Here is a 20,043-nt window from a genome sequence, read left to right as displayed (position 1 = left end):
CGGCGGCGGGGACGGGTGAGGGGCGCGGCAACATGCAGCGTCCTGTCAGCGCCCGTCCACCGGATTCCCACTCTGCAGGTCGACAATGGGCTCGACACCACCAGATGGTGGCGCACGGTATGGTTCGGGGGAGATACCCCGAACAGCTCGAGAAGGACCGGCCATGACTGTCCCGCCAAGCACCCCAAACGCCGGGTACGGCGCACCCGGTAACCTGCCCGCGCCGGGCTGGTACGCGGACCCTGCGGGATCCGGTTACCTGCGCTGGTGGGACGGGACGGCCTGGACCGGCTACCTCAGTGCGGGGCACCTCAGCGCGGGGCACCCGGGCGCCCCTGCAAACCCGTACCGCACCGTGCGCCCGCAGATCAGCCCGTCCACCCCGGTCTACAACCCGTTCATCTGGCTGATCGCCACCCTGCCGATCATCCCGCTGATCAGCCTGGCATTTTGGAATCCCGTCCTGCGGACCAGGACGACGGGGTTGCGACGGGTGCAAACCATGGACCCGGCGTCGATCCTCACCCTGCCCTACCTGCTGGCTCTGGGCACCGGCCTGATCATCTACGCCGTGTCCGCCGTGCTGGCCTACCTCGACTGGCAGAAGCTGCGCCGCGACGGCGTGGTCCGCCCGTTCCACTGGGCCTGGGTCTTCCTCAGCCGGGAGCTCTACGTGATCGGCCGATCAGTGGTGGTGCACGAGGCCGCTCCCCGCCGCGGGCTGGCGCCCGTCTGGGTGACCCTCGGCATGATCGTCCTGACGGCCGCACTCATCGGCATCAAGGTCTCCACGCTGATCACCGCCGTCGCCGGGCACACCATCATCTGAGTCTCCGGCGACGCCGCTCCCGGCGTCGGGGCTTAGGCCTTCTTCCCGGCGATGTTGACCAGCCAGGCGACGCCATACTTGTCGTTGCACATGCCGAACGCGTCGCCCCAGGGAGACATGGACAGTGGCATCGTGACGGTGCCGTCCTGGGAGAGCTTGTCCCAGTAGCCGCGCAGTTCCGCGTCCTCGTCGCCGCTGAGCGAGACGCTGAAGGTGTTGCCCGGGGTGTAGTCCATCCGCGCCGGGGTGTCGGACCCCATCAGGACGAACCCGCTGGGGGACTCCAACTGGGCGTGCATCACCAAGGTGTCCTCCGACGGATCCTGGCTGGCCTGGAAGTCCGCGAAGGTGCTCACGGTCAACTGGCCGCCGAAAACATCGCGGTAGAACTCCATGGCCTCGCGGGCGTTGTCGCGGAAGCTCAGGTAGGGGTTGAGGTGTGTGGCCATGGCGGTTCTCCTTGCGGACGGGGGTGGGACTCCGGGATGCGGACGCCCCGCCGGGTGTCGGCGGCGTCCGCGCCTATGCTAGCAACGCGCCGCCGTCACGGACAGGGGTCCCGGGACGCTTCGGAGGACGCGGTGCCGGGAGGCGGCGCACGGGCGTGGCCCACAACCCGGGCGCGGAGTCTTCCGACGTCGGTGCCGGATGGTTTGATTAGTCGGTGCTCCGACTCAAACGCCTCCTCGTCTTCGGCCTGCTGGCCGTGGCCGTCATCGCCGGTTTCTCGTTCTGGGCGGTGGGCCGGTCCGGCGAGGGCATCCGGACCGCCGTCGCCGCGCCGCCAAGCGCGGTAGCGAAACTCGAGGGCGCCGACATCACCACGGCGGTCAACGTCACCCCCAGCCCGGATGCGCAGTGGCTAACCGGCGCCGCCGCACGAACCGGTATCCCGGCCCGGGCGCTGCGGGCCTACGTCGCCGCCGCGGTCACCGCGAACGCCACCACCCCCGGCTGCGGCATCGGTTGGAACACCATCGCGGCGATCGGCTTCGTCGAAACGGCGCACGGGAGCTACGGCGGAGGCAGCCTCAACGCGGCCGGCCAGGTCAGCGGCCCGGTCGTCGGGCCCAGCCTCAACGGCGACGGGTTCGCCGCGATCCCGGACACCGACGGCGGTGCGCTCGACGGCGACCCGCACTGGGACCACGCCGTCGGACCCATGCAGTTCATCCCCTCTACCTGGCGGCTGGCGGGCCGGGACGGCAGCGGCGACGGCGTCGCCGATCCCTTCAACATCGACGACGCCGCCCTTAGCGCCGCCGACTACCTTTGCGGCCACGGCCGGGACCTCACCACCCCGCGCGGCTGGACCGACGCCATCTACGCCTATAACCAGTCCGACGCCTACATCCGCAACGTCCAGGCTCGGGCAACCGTCTACGCAGCGCAGGCCGCCGCCCAGGGCTGAGAGGCCCGCCAAGGCGGCGCACCGGACGGCGCTGGGGCCCCGCCCGGGGAGGCCGCGGCTCCGAAGTCCTTGAGCGGACCGCCCGCCGCTCCTAGAGTGGGCTCGGAAACCCGGCCACCCGCCAAGGAGCTCACATGTCCCTCGTCCGCGTACACAATTTCTCGATCTCCCTGGACGGCTACGGCACGGGCGAGGGCCAAAGCCTCGAAGCGCCCTTCGGCCACGCCGGTACCCGGCTGATGCAGTGGGCGTTCGGCACCCGCACCTTCCGCGCCATGGGCCTGCCCGGCGACGGAGAACCCTCCTTCGGCGTCGACGAGGCCTTCGCCGGCACCTGGGCACCCGGCATCGGCGCCGAAATCATGGGACGCAACAAGTTCGGCCCCCAGCGCGGACCCTGGCAGGACGAGGAATGGAAGGGCTGGTGGGGGGACAATCCGGTCTTCCACACGCCCGTCGTCGTCCTCACCCACCATCCCCGGCCCGTGCTGGAGATGGAGGGCGGGACCACGTTCCACTTCCTCGACGCCGGCCCCGCCGAGGCGCTGGAACGTGCCCGGGAGCTCGCCGGCGGCAAGGACGTCAGGATCGGCGGCGGGGTCGCCACGGTGCGGCAGTTCCTCGCCGCCGACCTGATCGACCACCTGCACCTGGTCCTGGTGCCGATCCTCCTGGGCCGCGGGGAGCGGCTTTGGGACGGGCTCGAAGACTTGGAAAAGCGCTTTGAGATTGAGGCGACGCCCTCGCCGTCGGGCGTCACCCACCTGGTCTTTACCCGGCGTCCGCGGGACTAATTCCCGTCCCGCCGGAGTTATGACCTCGGAACCGCGCGGTTCCGGGCGCCGTACGGCGTGGACGACGACGGGAACGAAACCAGTGACGACAACAAGCGACGGAGTCGGCTTCCGCTCCACCCGGGGACCGATCCTCATTGCCCTGATGCTCTCGACCGGCCTGGTGGCGATCGATTCAACGATCGTGGCCACCGCGGTGCCCTCGATCGTGCGCGACGTGGGCGGCTTCTCGTCCTTCCCCTGGCTGTTCTCCGCCTACCTGCTGGCGCAGGCCGTGTCCGTGCCCGTCTACGCGAAACTCTCCGACGTGGTCGGCCGCAAACCCATCATCCTGATCGGCATCGGCCTGTTCCTGCTCGGATCCATCCTCTGCGGCATCGCCTGGAGCATGCCGGCGCTGATCGCCTTCCGGGTGCTGCAGGGCCTCGGCGCCGGTGCGGTCCAGCCGATGGCCATCACCATAGCCGGGGATATCTACACCCTGACCGAACGGGCCAAGGTGCAGGGCTACCTCGCCAGCGTCTGGGCCATCTCCTCCGTCGTCGGCCCCACCCTGGGCGGCGTGTTCTCCACCCTCGGCATCTGGCGGGGCATCTTCCTGGTCAACATCCCGCTCTGCCTGCTGGCCGGCTGGATGCTGCTTCGCTCCTTCCGGGAGGACGTCAAACGCCAGGGCCACACCGTGGACTACCTCGGCTCCGCGCTGCTCACTGCGGCGCTGACCCTGCTGATCCTCGGCGCCCTCGAGGGCGGCCAGGCCTGGGCCTGGAACTCCGCCCCCAGCATCGGCGTCTTCGCCAGCGGTGCGGTGCTGCTGGCCGTCTTCGTGCTGGTGGAACGCCGCGCGGCCGAGCCCGTCCTGCCGCCGTGGGTGGTCTCCCGCCGGCTGCTGGCGACGACGGCGCTGGTCTCCTTCGGCGTCGGCGCCGTCATGCTGGGCCTGACCTCCTACGTGCCGACCTTCCTCGAGGGGTCCATCGCCACATCCCCGATCCTGGCCGGGCTCGCCCTCGCGGCACTGACCATCGGCTGGCCGATCAGCGCCTCCCAGTCCGGCCGCTTCTATCTGCGCCTGGGCTTCCGGACCACCGCGCTGATCGGCATCAGCATCACCGTGGTGGGGACCGCGGTGCTGGCGTTGACCGCCTCCTCACCGAGTGTGCTGCTGGTCGCGGCCAGCTGCTTCATCGTGGGGCTGGGCCTGGGGCTCGTCGCCACGCCCACGCTGATCGCCGCCCAGTCCAGCGTGGAATGGAACGAACGCGGCGTGGTGACCGGCACCAACCTGTTCGCCCGTTCGATCGGCAGCTCGATCGGCGTGGCGGTCTTCGGCGCCGTCGCCAACGCCATCTACGCCGGGACCCCGGGCGGGGACACCAACCCCGGGACCGTCGTCACCGCCTCCGGCGCGGTGTTCCTGGCGGTGCTGGTGGGCGCGGTGCTGACGGTGGTCGCCGTCGTCGCGATGCCCGCCACGGGCCGGAAGCCCGCCGAGCAGGCCCACGCCGGTGACGCCGCGGATTCCGCGGTGGCGGAGCGCAGCTAGGCACCTTGCTTGTTAGGGACGGGGCTTGTGAGGGACGGGGCTTGTTAGGGACGGGGCTTGTTAGGGACGGGGCAGTCTAGGGACGGGGCTGGCTAGGGACGCTGCGAGGCGGCGGCCTCGGGGCTGAGATCCGAGAGGTCGAGCCGGTGCCGGGGCCCGTCCGGGAACGGAAACGTGGACGTGACTGCCAGGTCCGGGCCCACCCGCAGCATTTCCCCGGGGGCCAGCGCACGCCAGCCGGGGTCGTGGTCCATCGGCTCGGTGGCGATCAGCACCTGCGGCCCGGCGGCGAGGTCCTCGCTGTGGGCGTGGATGCGGTGGCTGCGCGCCTCCAGCGGCGCGGCCGGGCCGTGGATCCGCCCGGGATCGCGCTCCAGCAGGTGCAGCTCATGGGTTTCCGGGTAGCGCAGCGCCCACAGCTCCGTGGCCGTGGTGACGATCAGGTTCAGGCTGAGCACCGGCAGTTCGGCGGCGGCCCAGGCCACGGCGTGGGTGATCCCGGCGCCGACGTCGCCGTCCGCCCGCCGGGTTTCGGCGGTGATCAGGGCGAAGAGGCGTTCGCTGTCCGTCTGCCCCCGGACCAGGTCGGCGACACCGAACTCCGCGAGCCGTACGTCCAGCCGGTCCAGGCCACCGAAGGCGCCGTTGTGCGCGAACAGCCGCCCGTCCTGCTCGAACGGGTGGGTGTTGGCCACGGTGTGGGCGCCGGTGCTGGCGTAGCGGACATGCGCGAGGAACGTGGTGCTCCGCAGCGTCCTGGCCTCCCGGGCGAAGGCGTGATCCTCCCACGCCGCGAGCGGCTGTTTCGCCACGTGCGGCTGTCCAAACTCGTCGAAGGTGCCGATGCCCGCCCCGTCCGGCTCGCGCCGGCTCTGGACGGACAGGCTGTCCGGCGCGTCGAGCAGCCAAAACGTGGCGCGGACCGTTCGGGCGCCGGCGTGGAGCCCGAACAGTCGGCACATGGTGGCTCCTCCGTGGTTTACGCGGCGTTATGGGAGCCAGTGTACGTCCGGGCTACTGCCAGGCGCGGACGTAATCCACCAGGACCTGCGACGCCGGGCCGTAGGCCGGGTTGGTCGAGGAGGCACCGACGTTCAGGACCAGGTACTGCGGGGCGTTGCCGTCGTTGGTCGGGTAGGACTTGACCTTGACGCCGTCGAAGTAGACGTCCGAGGAGCTGGCCATCCGGTGCAGGCCGAAGGTGTGGTACTCGTTGGCCCAGTTGCCCCCCACGCCGCCCTGGTTCTGGGCGCCGCTGGTGGAGTGGTAGTTGACCGTCATCTTGGCCTTGAGGACCTCGGCGATGTCGTTCTCGCCGGTGGCGGGCCAGGACTGGCCGGTGGACCAGAATGCCGGCCAGTTGTAGAGGCCGTTAGCGTTGCCGGGGAACTTGATCCGGGCCTCGACGTAGCCGGTGGTGAACTGGTAGCCGGTGCCGGCGCCGCCGCGGGGGTTGGAGGAGACCAGCGCCCCGGACGTGGCCGACGCCAGGTTCAGGACCAGGTTGCCGTTGCTGACCGAGACGTTGGCGGGGCTGGTGCTGACCTTGTTCATGGTTCCGCAGCCGGGCGCGAACCAGCAGGCGGCCCATTTGTTGGTATCCAGGCCGGCACCGTTGAAGTCGTCGTTGAAGGCCAGGGTCCAGTTGCCGGGGACACCCAGGGGAGCGGGGCCGCCGGTGGAGGCTACGGCCAGGGCGGGTGCCGGTGCGGCCTGCACGGCTGCGGGGGCCGCCGCCGGGGGAGCGGCCTGCGCCGGCGCGGGGGCCGCCGTCGTCGCCGGGGCGGACGGGGCTGCGGCCGCGGTGCTGGCCGGTGCGGCCGGGGTTGCCGACGGCGAGGCCGGGGCGGAAGCGGGGGCGGCCTGGGAGACCTCCGACGCCTGCGCCTGGGTCAGGCTGTTCAGGGTGGCCTGGCCGAGTGAACCGAGGCCGACGACGGCGACGGCCGCCGCGGCGGCGAGGGACAGGACGCGGGGGGACCTCAGCCGAAGGGCGGTGCGTCGAAGGGGGGAGGGAGCGGACTGGTCACGACGGCGCGCGGGGGCGCACGTCTGATCCTGGGGTGCAGACATGGAAGGTTTACCTCTCGACGCCTGCGGAGTTAGCTGTCGGGTTCGGATGAGGTCATCCGGCCGTGGGACACCACGGCTTCACCCCGAGGGCAGGCCAACGCCATACCCGGGACACTTGGGTCCCCCGCCTCTGCCTTATATCTAGCGGATCCCGGGCGCGGCAGAGCTCAGCGACGCACGGAATTGGGACCAACGTTGACGGTCCACCCGTCGACCGTACGGCATTGAGCCGGTTAATCACAATTAAGTAACGGCAGTCACCGGCCTCCGCGTGGCGGCTTGAGGTGCGGCCGGAACCGAGTCAACGGCGCGGCTCAGGGGCCGCGGCGTCCCGGCCAGGCCGAATGCAGCAGCGGCAGCACGGAGACGGCCAGGAGTACCGTCCCGAGGGCCGGATCGTCGTGCCGGAGAATGGCGCCGGCGATCAGCAGGGCGGCGAAGAGAATGGCGGACACCGCGCGGCGCACGGTGCGGTCCAGCCGGGCCACCTGGCGCTCCAGCCGGGGGTTGCCCACGGTCAGGGAACCCTCCTCGGCGCGGGCCGCCAGGCGGTCGAGGCGCTGCGGCAGGCGGAAGGCCACCGCCGCGGCGTCGAAGACCTGGCGGCCGGCGTCCTGCAGGAGGTTTCCGCGCTCCTCGCGCAGCAGCCGTGCCGCGTACGGCTCCACCGAGTCCCAGAGGTTGAAGCGCGGGTCGAGGGAACTGCACACCCCGGAGGTGAGCGACATCGCCCGGATAATCAGCAGGAAATTCTCCGGGACCTGAAACGGCAGCGAGCGGACCAGTTCGCCGAACTCGTTGGCGAAGGCCAGGAACTCCCGCGGGTCCACCTCGCGCAGTTCGGCGAAGCCCATGCCGCCGAAGCGGGTGAACAGCCGGGACATGGCCCGCTCCAGTTCGGCGGTATCCGCCGTGGGCAGCAGCACCCCGATCTCGCCGATCGCCGAGACCAGGCCTCCGCCGTCGCGCGCGGCCGCCGCGATGAGCAGCTTCCGCAGCCCGCTCCGGGTGCCCGGGGGCACCTCGCCCATCATGCCGAAATCGATGAACGTCAGCCGCCAGGGCAACCCTCCGGCGCCGGGGGTCGGGGTGACGAAGATGTTCCCCGGGTGCGGGTCGGCATGGAAGAACCCGGTGGTGAAGAGCTGGTCGAACATCACCGATGCGAAGACCGGAGCCACCTCCACGGGGTCGATCCCCGCGGCGCGAAGACCCTCCGTATCCGTGATCTTGATGGCGGTGACGTCTTCCAGGGTCAGGACCCGGCGGGTGGTCCGTTCCCAGGCGACGCGGGGGACCGCCACCCGCTCGTCGCCGGCGAAGTCGGCGTCGAACCGCTCGGAGTTGGCCGCCTCCTGCAGGTAGTCGACCTCCTCGAGGCTGGTCTGGGCGAACTCCTCCACCAGGGAGGGCATGTCCGCCCGGTCCGAGACCAGCCGGAAGTGGCTCAGCCAGCCGCCCACCCGGCGCAGGGCGGCCAGGTCGACGTCGACGATCGCCTCGATCCCGGGGCGCTGAACCTTCACCACGACGCCGCTCATGCCGGCATCCTCCGCCGCCGCGGGCAGCAGCGTCGCGCGGTGCGCCTGCCCGAGGGACGCCGCGGCGATGGGCGTCTCCTCGATGACGGCGAAGATGTTCTCCAGCGGTGTGCCCAGTTCTGCCTCGGCCAGGTCCCGGATGGCCGGGAACGGGACCGGGGGAACCTCGTCCTGGAGGTCCTCGAGTTCCTTGGTGATCTCCGGCGGGAGGACGTCCAGGCGCGAGGAGAGGAACTGGCCCACTTTGATCATCAGGCCGCCCAGCTCCACGGCCAGGGCGCGGAAGCGCCGGGCGAAGCGGATCATCCGTCGGGTCCGGCTGCGCTCGGTGATCCGTCGCAGGCCCAGGCGGGGGAGCAGCAGCTCGTGCCACCAGGTCACGGCGAGGTGCCAGGCCGCGAAGCGCAGGATCCTCCGGTAGCGGGCGCGGGTGCTCCCGGTCCCGGCCGCCGGGTCCGCCCGGGCCCGGCCAGCCTCCGCCACCCGCGTCAGTCCTGGGCCAGGATCGAGTACAGCCGGCGGCGCGCCTCGTCCAGCACGGCCACGGCCTGCTTGACCTGCTCCGGCGTGCCGGTGCGGCCCACCTGGGATGCGGCCTGGGCCAGCTCGATGCCGGCCTTCGGCAGTGCCCCGAAACCGGGGGCCTGGTCCGCGTCGGCGGACTCCCAGGGAGCCGAGGTGCCGCCGGAGACCTCGTCGCGGCCGGCGTCCGTCAGGGAATAGATCTTCCGCCCGTTGGACTCCTCGGCGCGGATCAGGCCCTCGTCGGCCAGCAGCTGCAGGGTCGGGTAGACGGAGCCGGCGCTCGGCTTCCAGCTGCCGCTGCTGCGCTCCTCGATCTCGCGGATGATCTGGTAGCCGTGCATGGGCCGCTCCGCCAGGAGCGCCAGTACGGCCGAGCGGACCTCGCCGCGGCCGGCGCGGCTGCCGGTGCGCTTTTCGAAGCGTGAACGCAGGTCCTCGACGGCCTGCCACATGCCATCAAAGCTGGGGGCGCCGAAGCCGCCCATCGGGTATGAGTTACGCATGGTGCTCTCCTCCAAGGGTTCGCTAACGATACTTAACGATACGTCCCGATATGCGGAAACAACAGGGTTGCGCTGTGGGCGATAGGGCGACGGGGGTGGGAGCCTCAGGCGGCTGCGGGCCGGGGGAGGTGGACGAAGACCTCGCCGCGCTGCTTCATCGCATCGAGGGCGCGGGCCAGGCCGGCCGCGGTCCCGCCGGCGGGGTGGTTGCCGTGGGATATGACGATGTCCCCGGCGTGTGCGCCGGAGATTTCCTTGGCCACGGCCGGGGCGGGGAGCGTGGCACCGGCGTCGCCGTTGACGGAGAAGCCGACGGGCGTGACCCCGAGGGCATGCACGATCTGGGCGGAGACATCGTCGAGGTAGGCGGTCCCCGGCCGGAAGAAGAGCGGGCGCTTTCCGGTGAGCTCCGCGATGCGGGCGTCGTTGGTCATGATCTCGTCGTAGACCTCGCCCGGGTTGCGGGTGCCCGGAATGTTGTAGGCGCTCTTGCCGGACACGGACAGCGGCCGGTGTGAGGTGCCATGGTTGGCGAGCTCGAAGAGGGGATCCGCGGCGAGTTCAGCGGCCAGGGCGGCATTGGCGGCGATCCAGCGGTGGTTGAGGAACAGCGTTGCCGGAACCCCGTGGCGGCGGAGTTCGGTGAGGACGCCAGTGTCCGCGGCGTTGCCGCCGGTACCGCCGCAGAAGTCAAAGGTCAGGGCGACGCCGGCGGGCGCGGGCAGGCGCGAGAGCACACCTGGGGCGGCGAGCCCCCAGTAGCCGGCGGTGCGATGGGAGAAGGCCCCAATAACCTGGTCCCGGGACGGGGCACCCTGGGGCTGGGCCGTGGCCGGGACCGGGGCAGGCTGCGCGTCGGCGCCGGCCGTCTCCACCAGAGGCCCGTCGGCCGGGGTTGCGTCGGGCTCGCGGAGATCCTTCGGGCGGCTGTCCTGCGGCAGCGCCGCCAGGGCCCCGAGGGAAAGGGCGGCAGCGGCCGCCAGGAATGACCTCCGGTCAGGGGTCCACGCCACGTGCATGTCCGTTCTCTTCGCGGCCCGGCTACTGGGTAGTCTGCGTAATCCTGCCGTCTCAAACCTCGCCCATCGTAGTGGACGCCGGGGCGTGCCGGCGCCCCGGTGACGCGGTGTCCCGCCGCGTGTCGGCCGCTACCCGCCGGCGGTGGCCTGGCAGGTCGTGTCGCTGCCGGTCTGGGACACTGCCCCGCCGGCCTGCGACGGCGGCGCCGCGGGCTTGGAACCCGTGGCGAAGTCCTCGCCGGCGTAGAGCTGGACGCCCTGCACCCCGGGGACCTGCTGCACGCTGGAAGCCGGCAGGCCAAACACCGCCGCCACGTCGGCGGCGACGTCCTCGAACCCGGCGCCGAAGTAGACCATGGTCTGCTGCCGCGGCTGGGCCGGGATGCGGGAGAGCTTCGTGAACCCGGCGTCGGAGAGGATCGTGCCGATCTCGGTGCCGCGGCTGGCGACGTTGGTGCCGTTGGCCACGGTGACCGGCTGCAGTGCCTTGTTGTAGGCGGGGGCGGCCGGGGCGCTGGAGGTCTCCGGGGCCGCCGAGGCCGGCGCGGGCTGGGACAGGTCCGGGCTGCGGCGCAGTGCGGCGAAGAGGTTGTCCGCCGCCGGCTCGTCCAAGGTCAGCCGATTGGGATCCGACGGCGCCGGGACGGTGGGGGTGGTGATGAAGTTGACCTTGGCCGGGTCGATGTTCTTCAGCCGGTTGGCGAGGGTCAGCATGGTTGGGACCGAGGCGAGGCCGTCGTCGACGGTGAGGTTCTTGGTCATGGTGTCGGCAATGCTGAGCACCTTCTGCGGGTCGCTGAGCGTGCCGTCGGCCTTCAGCTTCCGGGTCAGGGACGCCAGGAACGACTGCTGGGCCTTGATCCGGCCGAGGTCCCCGCCGTTGGCGAAGGCGTGCCGGGTGCGCAGGAAGGCCAGGGCCTGTTCGCCCTGGACCTGGGAGGTGCCCTTGGGCAGCTTCAGGCCGGAGTCGGGATCGTTGACGGCGGTGTCCACGCAGACGTCGACGCCGCCGACGGTGTTGGAGAGTTCTTTCACGGCGTTGAAGTCGGCCATCATGAAGTGGTCGATTTCCATGCCGGTGAGCTTGTTGACGGTGTCCACCGCGCAGCCGATGCCGGCCTCGGCCATGGCGGAGTTGATCATGACTCCGGACCGGCCCGCATGCTGTTCGTTGGTGGCGCTGTCCTTGCAGGCGGGGACGTCCACCAGGAGGTCGCGGGGGAAACTGACGACGTTGACGTGGTTGTTGTCCGCCGAGATGTCCAACAGCATCATCACGTCCGACTGTCCGTAGCCGGAGGAGTCGGCCGTCGAGCCGTACTGGCCGTTCTTGCCGCTGCGGGTGTCGCTGCCCAGCACCAGGATCTGCAGCCGGTCCTTGCTGTCGTTGACCGGGCCCTCGGTGCGCACCCCGCCGGCGCCGAGCGCAGAGGTGCTGATGTTGGACTGGAGCCGCCAGAGCCAGTAACCGCCGAAGGCGATCACACCCACCAGGATCACGGCCGCGGTGATGCCGGTGATCTTGAGCCAGCGCGGCCGGCGGCCCTGACGGTAGTTGCTGCTGCCCTCCACCAGGGTGCCGTAGCCCGGGTAGGGCTCAGGGGTCCCCTTGCCCGGGGCGGACGATTCGTGACGCAATGGAGCAACCTCTCGACAGACTCTCGAACCCGGCCATGATACTGGCCGTCGCTGGAGATTTCCCCGGAAAACGCCAGCGGCACCGGCCGGGGGTGTCACGTCCCCTGCCGGTGCCGCTGTCAACCGCCGGGTGGTTTCTCAGTCCACCTGGGCGGTCAGGCCGGCCGCACGGACGGCGGTTGCGGCCGCCGTCTCATCGTTGTCCGAGGTGTCCCCGCTGATGCCCACGGCGCCCAGCAGCGCGCCGTCGGCGTCGCGGATCAGGACCCCGCCCGGGACCGGGATCAGCCGGCCGCCGATCGCCGCGGCGGCCGCGGCGATGAAGTACGCCTGCTGCTCGGCGCGCGCCATGATCGAGCGGGAACCCATGCCCAGGGCCAGCGCCCCGTAGGCCTTGCCCTGGGCGATCTCGAAGCGGTTGTTCGACGCACCGTCCTGGCGGGCGGCGGCGGTGACGTGGCCGCCGGCGTCCAGGACGACCACCGTGAGCGGCTTGAAGCCGTGCTCGGCGCCCGTTGCGAGGGCCTGGTCGATGATGGTCCGGGCGGTGTCCAGGGTCAGGGTCATGAGGCGTTCCTTGCAAGGTCGTTGGCGTGCTTGTGGGCGGCCCGGCGGCGGTGCAGCACGGGTTCGGTGTAACCGGAGGGCTGGGCGGCCCCCTCGAGGACCAATTCGCGGGCGGCGAGGAAGGCCTCGCCATCGAACTCGGGGGACATCGGCCGGTAGCCGGGGTCGCCGTCGTTCTGCCCGTCGACGACGGCGGCCATCCGCCGCAGCGAGGCTTCCACCTCCTCCTGCGTCACGATGCCATGGAGCAGCCAGTTGGCCACGTGCTGGGAACTGATCCGGCAGGTGGCGCGGTCCTCCATCAGGGCGGTGCCGTGGATGTCGGGGACCTTGGAGCAGCCCACGCCGTCGTTGACCCAGCGGACCACGTAGCCCAGGGTGCTCTGGATGTTGTTGTCCAGCTCGTTCCGGCGGTCCTCGGCGGACCAACCGGCCGGGTCGCCCAGCGGGATGGTGAGCAGCTGGCGCAGGGTGGAGCGGCGCTTGCCCGCCAGTTCGGCCTGCCGGGCGTCGACGTCCACCTGGTGGTAGTGGATGGCGTGCAATGTTGCCGCGGTGGGGGACGGGACCCAGGCGCAGTCGGCGCCGGCCTGCGGGTGGCCGGCCTTCTGCGCCAGCATGTCCGCCATGTTGTCCGGGGCGGCCCACATGCCCTTGCCGATCTGGGCCCGTCCGGCGAAGCCGCACGCCAGGCCCGTGTCCACGTTGGACTCCTCGTACGCCTTGATCCAGCTGGAGTTGCGCATATCCGCCTTGCGGACCATGGGGCCGGCGAGCATGGAGGTGTGGATCTCATCGCCGGTGCGGTCCAGGAAGCCGGTGTTGATGAAGGCCACACGGTCCCGGGCCTCCTTGATGCAGGCCTTGAGGTTGGCCGAGGTGCGGCGTTCCTCATCCATGATGCCGATCTTCAGGGTCAGCGGCTCGAGCTTGAGTACCTTTTCGGCGCCGGCCAGCAGCGCGCAGGCCACGGCGACCTCCTCGGGGCCGTGCATCTTGGGCTTGACCACGTAGGCGGACCCGGCGCGGGAGTTCCGTCCGGCCGTGGCGCCGCGCAGGTCGTGCACCGAGCCCAGCCCGGTGAACAGTGCGTCCAGGATCTCCTCGGGGACGGGCTGCCCCTCGGCGTCCAGGACGGCGTCGCTGGTCATCAGGTGGCCCACCTGGCGGATCAGCAGGAGGGAACGGCCGGGCAGGACCAGCTCGGAACCGTCCGGGGCGGTGTAGCTTCGGTCCTCGTTCAGCCGGCGGGTGTAGCTGCGGCCGCCCTTGGACACCTCGGCGGTGAGCGTGCCCTGCATCAGCTTCAGCCAGTTGCGGTAGCCGTCCACCTTGTCGCCCCCGTCGACGGCGGCCACGGAGTCCTCGAGGTCCATGATGGTGGTCAGCGCAGATTCGAGGACGATGTCCTTGACGCCGGCCGGATCACCGGAGCCGATCGGGTGCCCGCGGTCCACCTGGATCTCGATGTGCAGCCCGTGGTGGACCAGCAGGATGGCTTCGGGCTGGTCTTCGTTGCCGCGGTAGCCGGCGAACTGGGCGGGATCGGCCAGGCCGGTGGTCCCGGCGGGGGTCTCGGCGGCGAGCGCGCCGTCGGTGATCCGGTAGGCCGTGACGTCGGCGTGGGAGCCGGAGGCCAGGGGCGTGTGCTCGTCCAGGAGCCGCCGGCCGAAGTCGACGACGGCGGCGCCGCGGACGGGGTTGTAGCCTTCCGTGTGCCCGCGGCCCTCGGCGTCGTCGATGGCGTCGGTGCCGTAGAGGGCGTCGTAGAGCGAACCCCAGCGGGCGTTGGCGGCGTTGGCGGCGAAGCGGGCGTTCAGCAGCGGGACCACCAGCTGCGGGCCGGAGACGCTGGCGATCTCGCTGTCCACGCCGTCCGTGCTGATGCTGAAGTCGGCCGGTTCCTCCACCAGGTAGCCGATCGAGCGCAGGAATTCCTCGTACGCCTCGTGATCGATCTCCGCGCCGGCCTGCGTGCGGTGGTACTCGTCGATCTGCTGCTGCAGCCGGTCGCGGACCTCGAGGAGTTCGCGGACGCGGGGGGAGAATTCGGCGATCAGGCCGGCCGCGCCGTCCCAGAACTCCCCGGCGTCGAGTCCGGTGCCGGGCAGCGCCTCGTCCCGTACGAAGGAGTACAGCTCCTCCGCGACGTGGAGTCCGTTGGTCTCCAGGTGATTCGACATTCCGGTCACGCTCCGTTCAGTTGCTGTGGTGCATTGCGGGTGTCTCTGCGGTGTCTTAGCAGTTCCGTAATGCGGAAATAAAATATCAATAAGTAAAAACTATCCAGCCCCGCGGCGGACTGTCAACGCCCGTCCGCGGACCGTCGGCGGTGGTCCGACCATTCTGCGGCAAGCTGTTGACTGTGATGTGGATCGCACATATGGTCTATCCACACAATAAGAGATCTATTTCGCCATGCGGAAAATCTTCCCGTCGCCCCATGACGCCCGGGTCAGAGGCCCGCCACCACTCGTAAAACAAAGGAGTTTTTGTGAGTCCCAGGTTTGAGCCGTTTCAGCAGGTCGTAGACCCGATCGCCGGGTCCCTTGCTGTTTCCGCCGTGGTGGCCGCGCTGCCGCTGCTCCTCTTATTCGTCCTGCTCGGCGTGTTCCGGGTCAGGGCCCCGAAGGCAGCCATCGCCAGCCTGCTGCTCTCGATCGTCCTGGCGGTCGTGGGCTGGCATATGCCCATAGTCCAGGTCCTCAGCGCCACGGCCCAGGGTGCCTTCTACGCGATCTTCCCGATCCTCTGGATCCTCATCAACGCGTTGTGGGTCTACAAACTGACCGTGGCCACCCCGTGGTTCGAGGCGCTGGGCCGCACCATCCGCTCCATCTCCAACGACCTGCGGATCCTGGCCATCCTGGTGGCGTTCTGCTTCGGCGCCCTGCTCGAGGCCCTCGCCGGCTTCGGCGCGCCGGTGGCCATCTCCGGCGCCATGCTGATGGCGGCCGGCATGAAGCCGCTGAAGTCGGCCATCGTGGCGCTGCTGGCCAACACCGCGCCCGTCGCGTTCGGCGCCATGGCCGCGCCGATCATCGCGCTCAACGGTGTCACCAACATCCCGCTGCACGAGCTCAGCTCCATGGCCGGCCGGCAGACCCCGTTCGTCGCGGTCCTGGTCCCGCTGATCCTGGTCTTCATCGTCGACGGCAAGCGCGGCGTGCGCCAGACCTGGCCCGTCGCCCTGGTCTCGGGCGTCGTCTTCGGCGTGGCCCAGTTCCTGGCCTCGAACTTCCTGGTGGTGGAACTGACCGACGTGATCGCCGCGATCGCCACCGTGGCCGTCGTCCTGGTGATGCTCCGGTTCTGGCAGCCTGCGGAGATCGTCGGCATGCACAATGTCAAGGGCAGCGACACCGACGCCGCCGAAGCCGACCTGGTGGGCGCCACGGCCACCGGGCGCACCGGCTACGGCACCTCCTCCGGCCTGGGCGGCGTCAGCCGCAACGGCCAGCCCCTTCCGGCTCACGCTGCAGGCGCTGCCGGATCGGACGCGGCCGGGACCGGCACGGACACCGTCGCCCGGCCGCCGGCCCGCGATGTGTGGATGGCGGTGGCCCCCTACCTGATCATCATGGCCGTCTTCTCCATCGCCCAGCTTCCCGGCGTCAAGAACTGGCTCACCGCCGTCGGCTCCGTCACCTTCGACTGGCCCGGCATCGACGCCGTCGACCCCTCCGGCCACCAGGTCTCCGCCCACAAGTTCAAGCTGGACCACCTCAAGGCCACCGGCACCCTGCTGCTGATCTCCGGCATCATCACCATGGCGCTGTACCGGCTCAAGCCCCTGCAGGGACTGCGGATCTACCGCGACACCCTCTTCCAGCTGCGCTGGACGATCGTCTCGGTCACCTCCGTCCTGGCCCTGGCGTTCGTCATGAACGTCTCCGGCCAGACCAACTCACTCGGGTTCGCCCTCGCCTCCGCCGGCGGCTTCTTCGCCTTCCTCTCCCCGCTGCTGGGCTGGATCGGCGTGGCCCTCACCGGGTCCGACACCTCGTCCAACTCGCTCTTCGGTCAGCTCCAGGTCACCGCCGCGCAGCAGACCGGCCTCTCGCCGGTCCTGATGGCCGCATCCAACTCCTCCGCCGGCGTCCTCGGCAAGATGCTCTCGCTCCAGAACCTCGCGGTGGCCTCCGCCGCCGTCGGCCTGGACGGGGCCGAGAGCGTCCTGTTCCGCAAGCTCCTCGGCTGGAGCCTTGGCCTGCTGGCCTTCATCACCATCCTTGTCCTGCTGCAGTCCACCCCGGTCCTGGGCTGGATGGTCCCCTAGGGACCCCGCCCGCGCCGATCACCTCCTGCACCCGATAGAAAGCAGTCCCCGTGAGCACCACCGCCAATGACACCACCGCCACCCGCTCCGCCGCCGGCCTGATCGCCGCGGCACGGAACGGCTCCACCGAGGAAGCCGACCGCCGGAGCGTCAACACGGACCGCTCCGGCTACACGCCTTCGTCCCTGCCGGACGGCGTCGTGTACGCCACCGCCGTCGAGGACGTGGTGGACACCATGGTCCGGGCGACGGCCGACCGGATCCCCGTCGTCGCCCGGGGAGCGGGGACCGGCCTCGCCGCCGGCTCCTCCGCCCAGGCGGGGGAGATCGTCCTGGACCTCTCGCGGATGAACCGGATCCTGCGCATCGATCCGCTGGAGCAGCTGATCGTGGTCGAACCGGGGGTGCTCAACGCCGAGGTCAACGCCGCCGCGGCCGAGCACGGACTCTTCTACGCGCCGGACCCGGCGAGCACGGCCATCTGCTCGATCGGCGGCAACATCGCCACCAACGCCGGGGGCATGCGCTGCGCCAAGTACGGAGTCACCCGCGAATCCGTGCTGGCGCTCAAGGTGGTGCTGCCGGACGGCCGGATCCTGGTCACCGGCCGCGAGACCATCAAGGGCGTCACCGGCTACGACCTGAATGCGCTGTTCATCGGCTCCGAGGGCACCCTGGGCGTGGTGGTGGAAGCGACGCTGCGGCTGCGGCCCATGCCGGTCTCCACCGCCACGGTAGCCGCCTACTTCCCGGACATCGTCGCCGCGGCCGAGGCGGCGTCGGCGATCATCGCCTCCCGCATCACGCCCTCGGTGCTGGAACTGATGGACGGGCCCACCCTCGCCGCCGTCGACGCCGCCCTCGGCACCGACTACCGCAGCCGGGGCGGGGCCTTCCTGCTCGCCCAGACCGACGGCTACGGCGCGTTCCTGGAGCAGGACGTGCTGATCAAGGCGATCGAACCGTTCGCCACCTCGTACGAGAAGGCCACGGACCCGGACCACACCGCGGAGCTGCTCCGGGCCCGCCGCGAGGCCATCCCGTCCCTGGAACTGCTGGGCACCGTCTGCATCGGCGACGTCGGCGTTCCGCGCGGCCGCCTGGCCGAGATGGTCACCGGCATCGAGGAGATCTCCCGCCGCACCGGCGTGAGGATCTTCACCGTGGCTCACGCCGCCGACGGGAACCTGCACCCGATGATCGTCCTGGACGAGGGACAGCCTTCCACCGAGGGCCCGGCGAAGGCCGCGCTGGCGCAGATGTTCGAGCTGGCCCGGAGCCTCGGCGGAACCCTGACCGGCGAACACGGGGTGGGACTGCTCAAGCGCGACTGGCTGGTGGACGAGCTGGGCAACGATTCCCTCGGCCTGCAGCACGCCATCAAGGGCGTCTTCGATCCGCTGGGCATCCTCAACCCGGGCAAGGGCATCTAGGGGCATCCTTCCGGGGGATCCGGTGGTGGCCGCGAGGCCCTGCGGTATCGTGGGCCTCGGAAACTTTCACGATGCGGATATTTCGCTCCGCGGTGCGCTCACCCGGCGCGAAGGGTGTCCATGCTTCGTGGGTAAGGAAAAGGTGCCGGCCGGCGACGGGCGGGACCATGGAGGAGGGGTGGCATGGCGGAACGGGCCGCGGGCGGCGTGCAGTCGGTGGAGCGCGTCTTCGAGCTGCTGGAGCTGATCGCCGACGCCGGGGGAGAGGTGATGCTCAGCGAGCTCTCCTCGGCCACCGAGCTGCCGCTGCCCACCATCCACCGGCTGCTGCGGACGCTGGTGACGCTGGGCTATGTCCGCCAGCTGCCCAACCGCCGGTACTCCCTGGGCCCGCGGCTGATCCGGCTTGGCGAGGGGGCGTCCAAGCAACTGGGCGTGCTCGCCCGGCCGCAGCTGAAGCCCCTGGTGGACCGGCTGGGCGAGACCGCCAACGTGGCCATGCTCGACGGGGACATGGTGGTCTATGTCGGCCAGGTCCCCTCCCGGCACTCCATGCGGATGTTTACCGAGGTGGGCCGGCGCGCGCACCTGCACTCCACCGGCGTCGGCAAGGCGATCCTCGCCCAGCTCGACGACGAGCGGGTGCGGGCGATCGTGTCCCGGACCGGCATGCCCGCCGCGACGCCCAAGAGCATCGGCGACGTCGAGACCCTGCTGCAGGACCTGGACACCATCCGGCGCCGCGGCTACTCGATCGACGAGGAGGAGCAGGAACTCGGGGTGCGGTGCTTCGCCGCCGCGGTGGCCGACGCCCCGACGCCGATGGCGATCTCCGTCTCCGGCCCGGTCTCCCGCGTGGACCAGGCGTTCGCCGACCGCGCCGTCCCCCTGCTGCAGGAGGCCGCCGCCGCGATCTCGGCGGAACTGAGCCTCGCCTAGGCCCCTCGCGGGCCTGCTTCCGGGTCTACTCCGGTCCTTCCGCCCGACTTTCTACCTGTGGCCGGAGCGCCGCGGCGTAGGATTCGAGCCGGTGCTGCATGTCCCAGTACGGGGTGGCGGACGGGGCGGTGCGTCCGTCCCGCAGGGCCGCGACGGACGCGACGGCGGCATCGACCGCCGCGCGGTAGGGCATCGACCCGGAACTGACGCGCCGCACCCCGAGCCCACCAAGTTCCGCCACGGTCAGGGTGGGATGCGGCAGGACGTTCACCGGCAGCTCCAGGGCCCCGGTGATGGCCTCGATCTCGGCCGGGTTCGCCAGCCCCGGGACGAAGATGCCGTCGGCCCCGGCGTCGGCATAGTGCCGGGCCCGCGCCAGCACGGAGTCCACGGTCGGGTCCTCCATGAACCACAGGTTGTCCACCCGGGCGTTGATGAAAACGCCGGGGCAGCGGCGCCGGACGGCGGCGATCTTCGCGGCGGCGGCCTCCGGAGCCACCAGGTGCCCGTCGAGGCTGTCCTCCAGGTTGATCCCGGCCACGCCTGCCTCCACCAGGCCCGCGACGAAATCGGCCGCCTCGCCGGGATCCGGGGAGTAGCCGTCCTCGACGTCGGCCGTCACGAACACCGGCAGCCGGCACAGCAGCGGCACCAGGGCCGCCGTCGCCGCCTTGCTGGCCCGCCCGCCGTCGGGATAGCCGGCGCTTGCCGCCACGCCGAAGCTGGTGGTGCCGATCGCCGGGTAGCCATCCGCCAATAAGGCGACGGCGGAGCCCACGTCCCACGCGTTGGGCAGCAGCAAGGGTGCCGCGCCGCCGTGAAGCTCCCGAAAAGTGTCCATGTGTCCTCCTTCTCTCCTGCCCGCCGTTGTTCCAGCCGGTGCCCGCCCCTGGATATGGGTCTACGCCGGGTCCCGGAGTCCGTCAACGGCTGTCAGGCTGTGCGG

At 70.6% G+C, this 20,043-nt stretch carries 17 protein-coding genes and 1 riboswitch; of the genes, 7 read left to right on the top strand and 10 right to left on the bottom strand.

Annotated elements, in window-relative coordinates:
- Positions 1-163: 163 nt before the first annotated feature.
- On the top strand, positions 164-829 hold the full coding sequence (locus QWJ39_RS11775) for a DUF2510 domain-containing protein (protein WP_290258017.1): 666 nt from the start codon (positions 164-166) through the stop codon (positions 827-829).
- A 32-nt stretch (positions 830-861) separates the two neighbouring features.
- On the opposite strand, the gene QWJ39_RS11770 is transcribed toward QWJ39_RS11775, so the two are convergent.
- A complete protein-coding gene (locus QWJ39_RS11770; RefSeq protein WP_290258015.1) occupies positions 862-1,278 on the bottom strand; it encodes a VOC family protein in 417 nt (138 codons plus the stop codon).
- 215 nt (positions 1,279-1,493) lie between these two features.
- Between QWJ39_RS11770 and QWJ39_RS11765 the strand changes: the two genes are divergently transcribed.
- The 3 genes from QWJ39_RS11765 (at position 1,494) to QWJ39_RS11755 (ending at position 4,580) form a co-directional block, all read left to right on the top strand.
- Positions 1,494-2,240: a lytic transglycosylase domain-containing protein gene (locus QWJ39_RS11765; RefSeq protein ID WP_290258013.1), complete on the top strand. Its 747-nt coding sequence runs from the start codon at positions 1,494-1,496 to the stop codon at positions 2,238-2,240.
- Positions 2,241-2,374: 134 nt separating this feature from the next.
- Positions 2,375-3,034, top strand: a complete 660-nt coding sequence (locus QWJ39_RS11760) for a dihydrofolate reductase family protein (RefSeq protein ID WP_290258012.1) — start codon at positions 2,375-2,377, stop codon at positions 3,032-3,034.
- Positions 3,035-3,179: 145 nt separating this feature from the next.
- On the top strand, positions 3,180-4,580 hold the full coding sequence (locus QWJ39_RS11755; RefSeq protein ID WP_290258256.1) for an MFS transporter: 1,401 nt from the start codon (positions 3,180-3,182) through the stop codon (positions 4,578-4,580).
- Between the two features lie 92 nt (positions 4,581-4,672).
- On the opposite strand, the gene QWJ39_RS11750 is transcribed toward QWJ39_RS11755, so the two are convergent.
- From QWJ39_RS11750 to QWJ39_RS11715, 8 genes are all read right to left on the bottom strand, one after another.
- A complete protein-coding gene (locus QWJ39_RS11750; RefSeq protein WP_290258011.1) occupies positions 4,673-5,542 on the bottom strand; it encodes a class II glutamine amidotransferase in 870 nt (289 codons plus the stop codon).
- 52 nt (positions 5,543-5,594) lie between these two features.
- Entirely contained in the window at positions 5,595-6,653 is a 1,059-nt protein-coding gene (locus tag QWJ39_RS11745; protein WP_290258009.1) for a glycoside hydrolase family 16 protein, read from the bottom strand.
- A gap of 6 nt (positions 6,654-6,659) precedes the next feature.
- Positions 6,660-6,810: riboswitch (cyclic di-AMP (ydaO/yuaA leader) on the bottom strand.
- A gap of 157 nt (positions 6,811-6,967) precedes the next feature.
- Positions 6,968-8,677, bottom strand: coding sequence for an AarF/UbiB family protein (locus QWJ39_RS11740; protein WP_290258008.1), 1,710 nt, complete (start codon positions 8,675-8,677; stop codon positions 6,968-6,970).
- Between the two features lie 5 nt (positions 8,678-8,682).
- Positions 8,683-9,222 (bottom strand): PadR family transcriptional regulator, encoded by a 540-nt coding sequence (locus tag QWJ39_RS11735; RefSeq protein WP_290258006.1) that lies wholly within the window; start codon positions 9,220-9,222, stop codon positions 8,683-8,685.
- A gap of 104 nt (positions 9,223-9,326) precedes the next feature.
- The gene (locus QWJ39_RS11730) at positions 9,327-10,235 is read right to left on the bottom strand and encodes a polysaccharide deacetylase family protein (RefSeq protein WP_290258004.1); all 909 of its coding nucleotides are present in this window, start codon (positions 10,233-10,235) and stop codon (positions 9,327-9,329) included.
- Between the two features lie 135 nt (positions 10,236-10,370).
- Positions 10,371-11,879, bottom strand: a complete 1,509-nt coding sequence (locus tag QWJ39_RS11725; protein ID WP_290258003.1) for an LCP family protein — start codon at positions 11,877-11,879, stop codon at positions 10,371-10,373.
- 138 nt (positions 11,880-12,017) lie between these two features.
- The gene (locus QWJ39_RS11720; protein ID WP_290258002.1) at positions 12,018-12,446 is read right to left on the bottom strand and encodes a heme-binding protein; all 429 of its coding nucleotides are present in this window, start codon (positions 12,444-12,446) and stop codon (positions 12,018-12,020) included.
- Complete coding sequence (locus tag QWJ39_RS11715; RefSeq protein ID WP_290258001.1) at positions 12,443-14,629, bottom strand: malate synthase G; 2,187 nt, start codon at positions 14,627-14,629, stop codon at positions 12,443-12,445. The genes QWJ39_RS11720 and QWJ39_RS11715 overlap by 4 nt, the downstream gene beginning before the upstream one ends.
- Before the next feature lie 311 nt (positions 14,630-14,940).
- Between QWJ39_RS11715 and QWJ39_RS11710 the strand changes: the two genes are divergently transcribed.
- The 3 genes from QWJ39_RS11710 (at position 14,941) to QWJ39_RS11700 (ending at position 19,097) form a co-directional block, all read left to right on the top strand.
- Positions 14,941-16,725, top strand: coding sequence for an L-lactate permease (locus tag QWJ39_RS11710; RefSeq protein WP_290258000.1), 1,785 nt, complete (start codon positions 14,941-14,943; stop codon positions 16,723-16,725).
- 50 nt (positions 16,726-16,775) lie between these two features.
- Positions 16,776-18,158: an FAD-linked oxidase C-terminal domain-containing protein gene (locus QWJ39_RS11705; RefSeq protein WP_290257999.1), complete on the top strand. Its 1,383-nt coding sequence runs from the start codon at positions 16,776-16,778 to the stop codon at positions 18,156-18,158.
- Between the two features lie 183 nt (positions 18,159-18,341).
- Complete coding sequence (locus tag QWJ39_RS11700; protein ID WP_290257998.1) at positions 18,342-19,097, top strand: IclR family transcriptional regulator; 756 nt, start codon at positions 18,342-18,344, stop codon at positions 19,095-19,097.
- 25 nt (positions 19,098-19,122) lie between these two features.
- On the opposite strand, the gene QWJ39_RS11695 is transcribed toward QWJ39_RS11700, so the two are convergent.
- Positions 19,123-19,938: an isocitrate lyase/phosphoenolpyruvate mutase family protein gene (locus QWJ39_RS11695; RefSeq protein WP_290257997.1), complete on the bottom strand. Its 816-nt coding sequence runs from the start codon at positions 19,936-19,938 to the stop codon at positions 19,123-19,125.
- Positions 19,939-20,043 lie beyond the last annotated feature (105 nt).

The sequence above is a fragment of the Arthrobacter sp. YD4 genome (assembly GCF_030410515.1).
Taxonomy (GTDB): Bacteria; Actinomycetota; Actinomycetes; order Actinomycetales; family Micrococcaceae; genus Arthrobacter.
The sequence above is the reverse complement of the archived record's forward strand: the minus strand, read 5'-3'. Positions and strand labels throughout refer to the sequence as shown.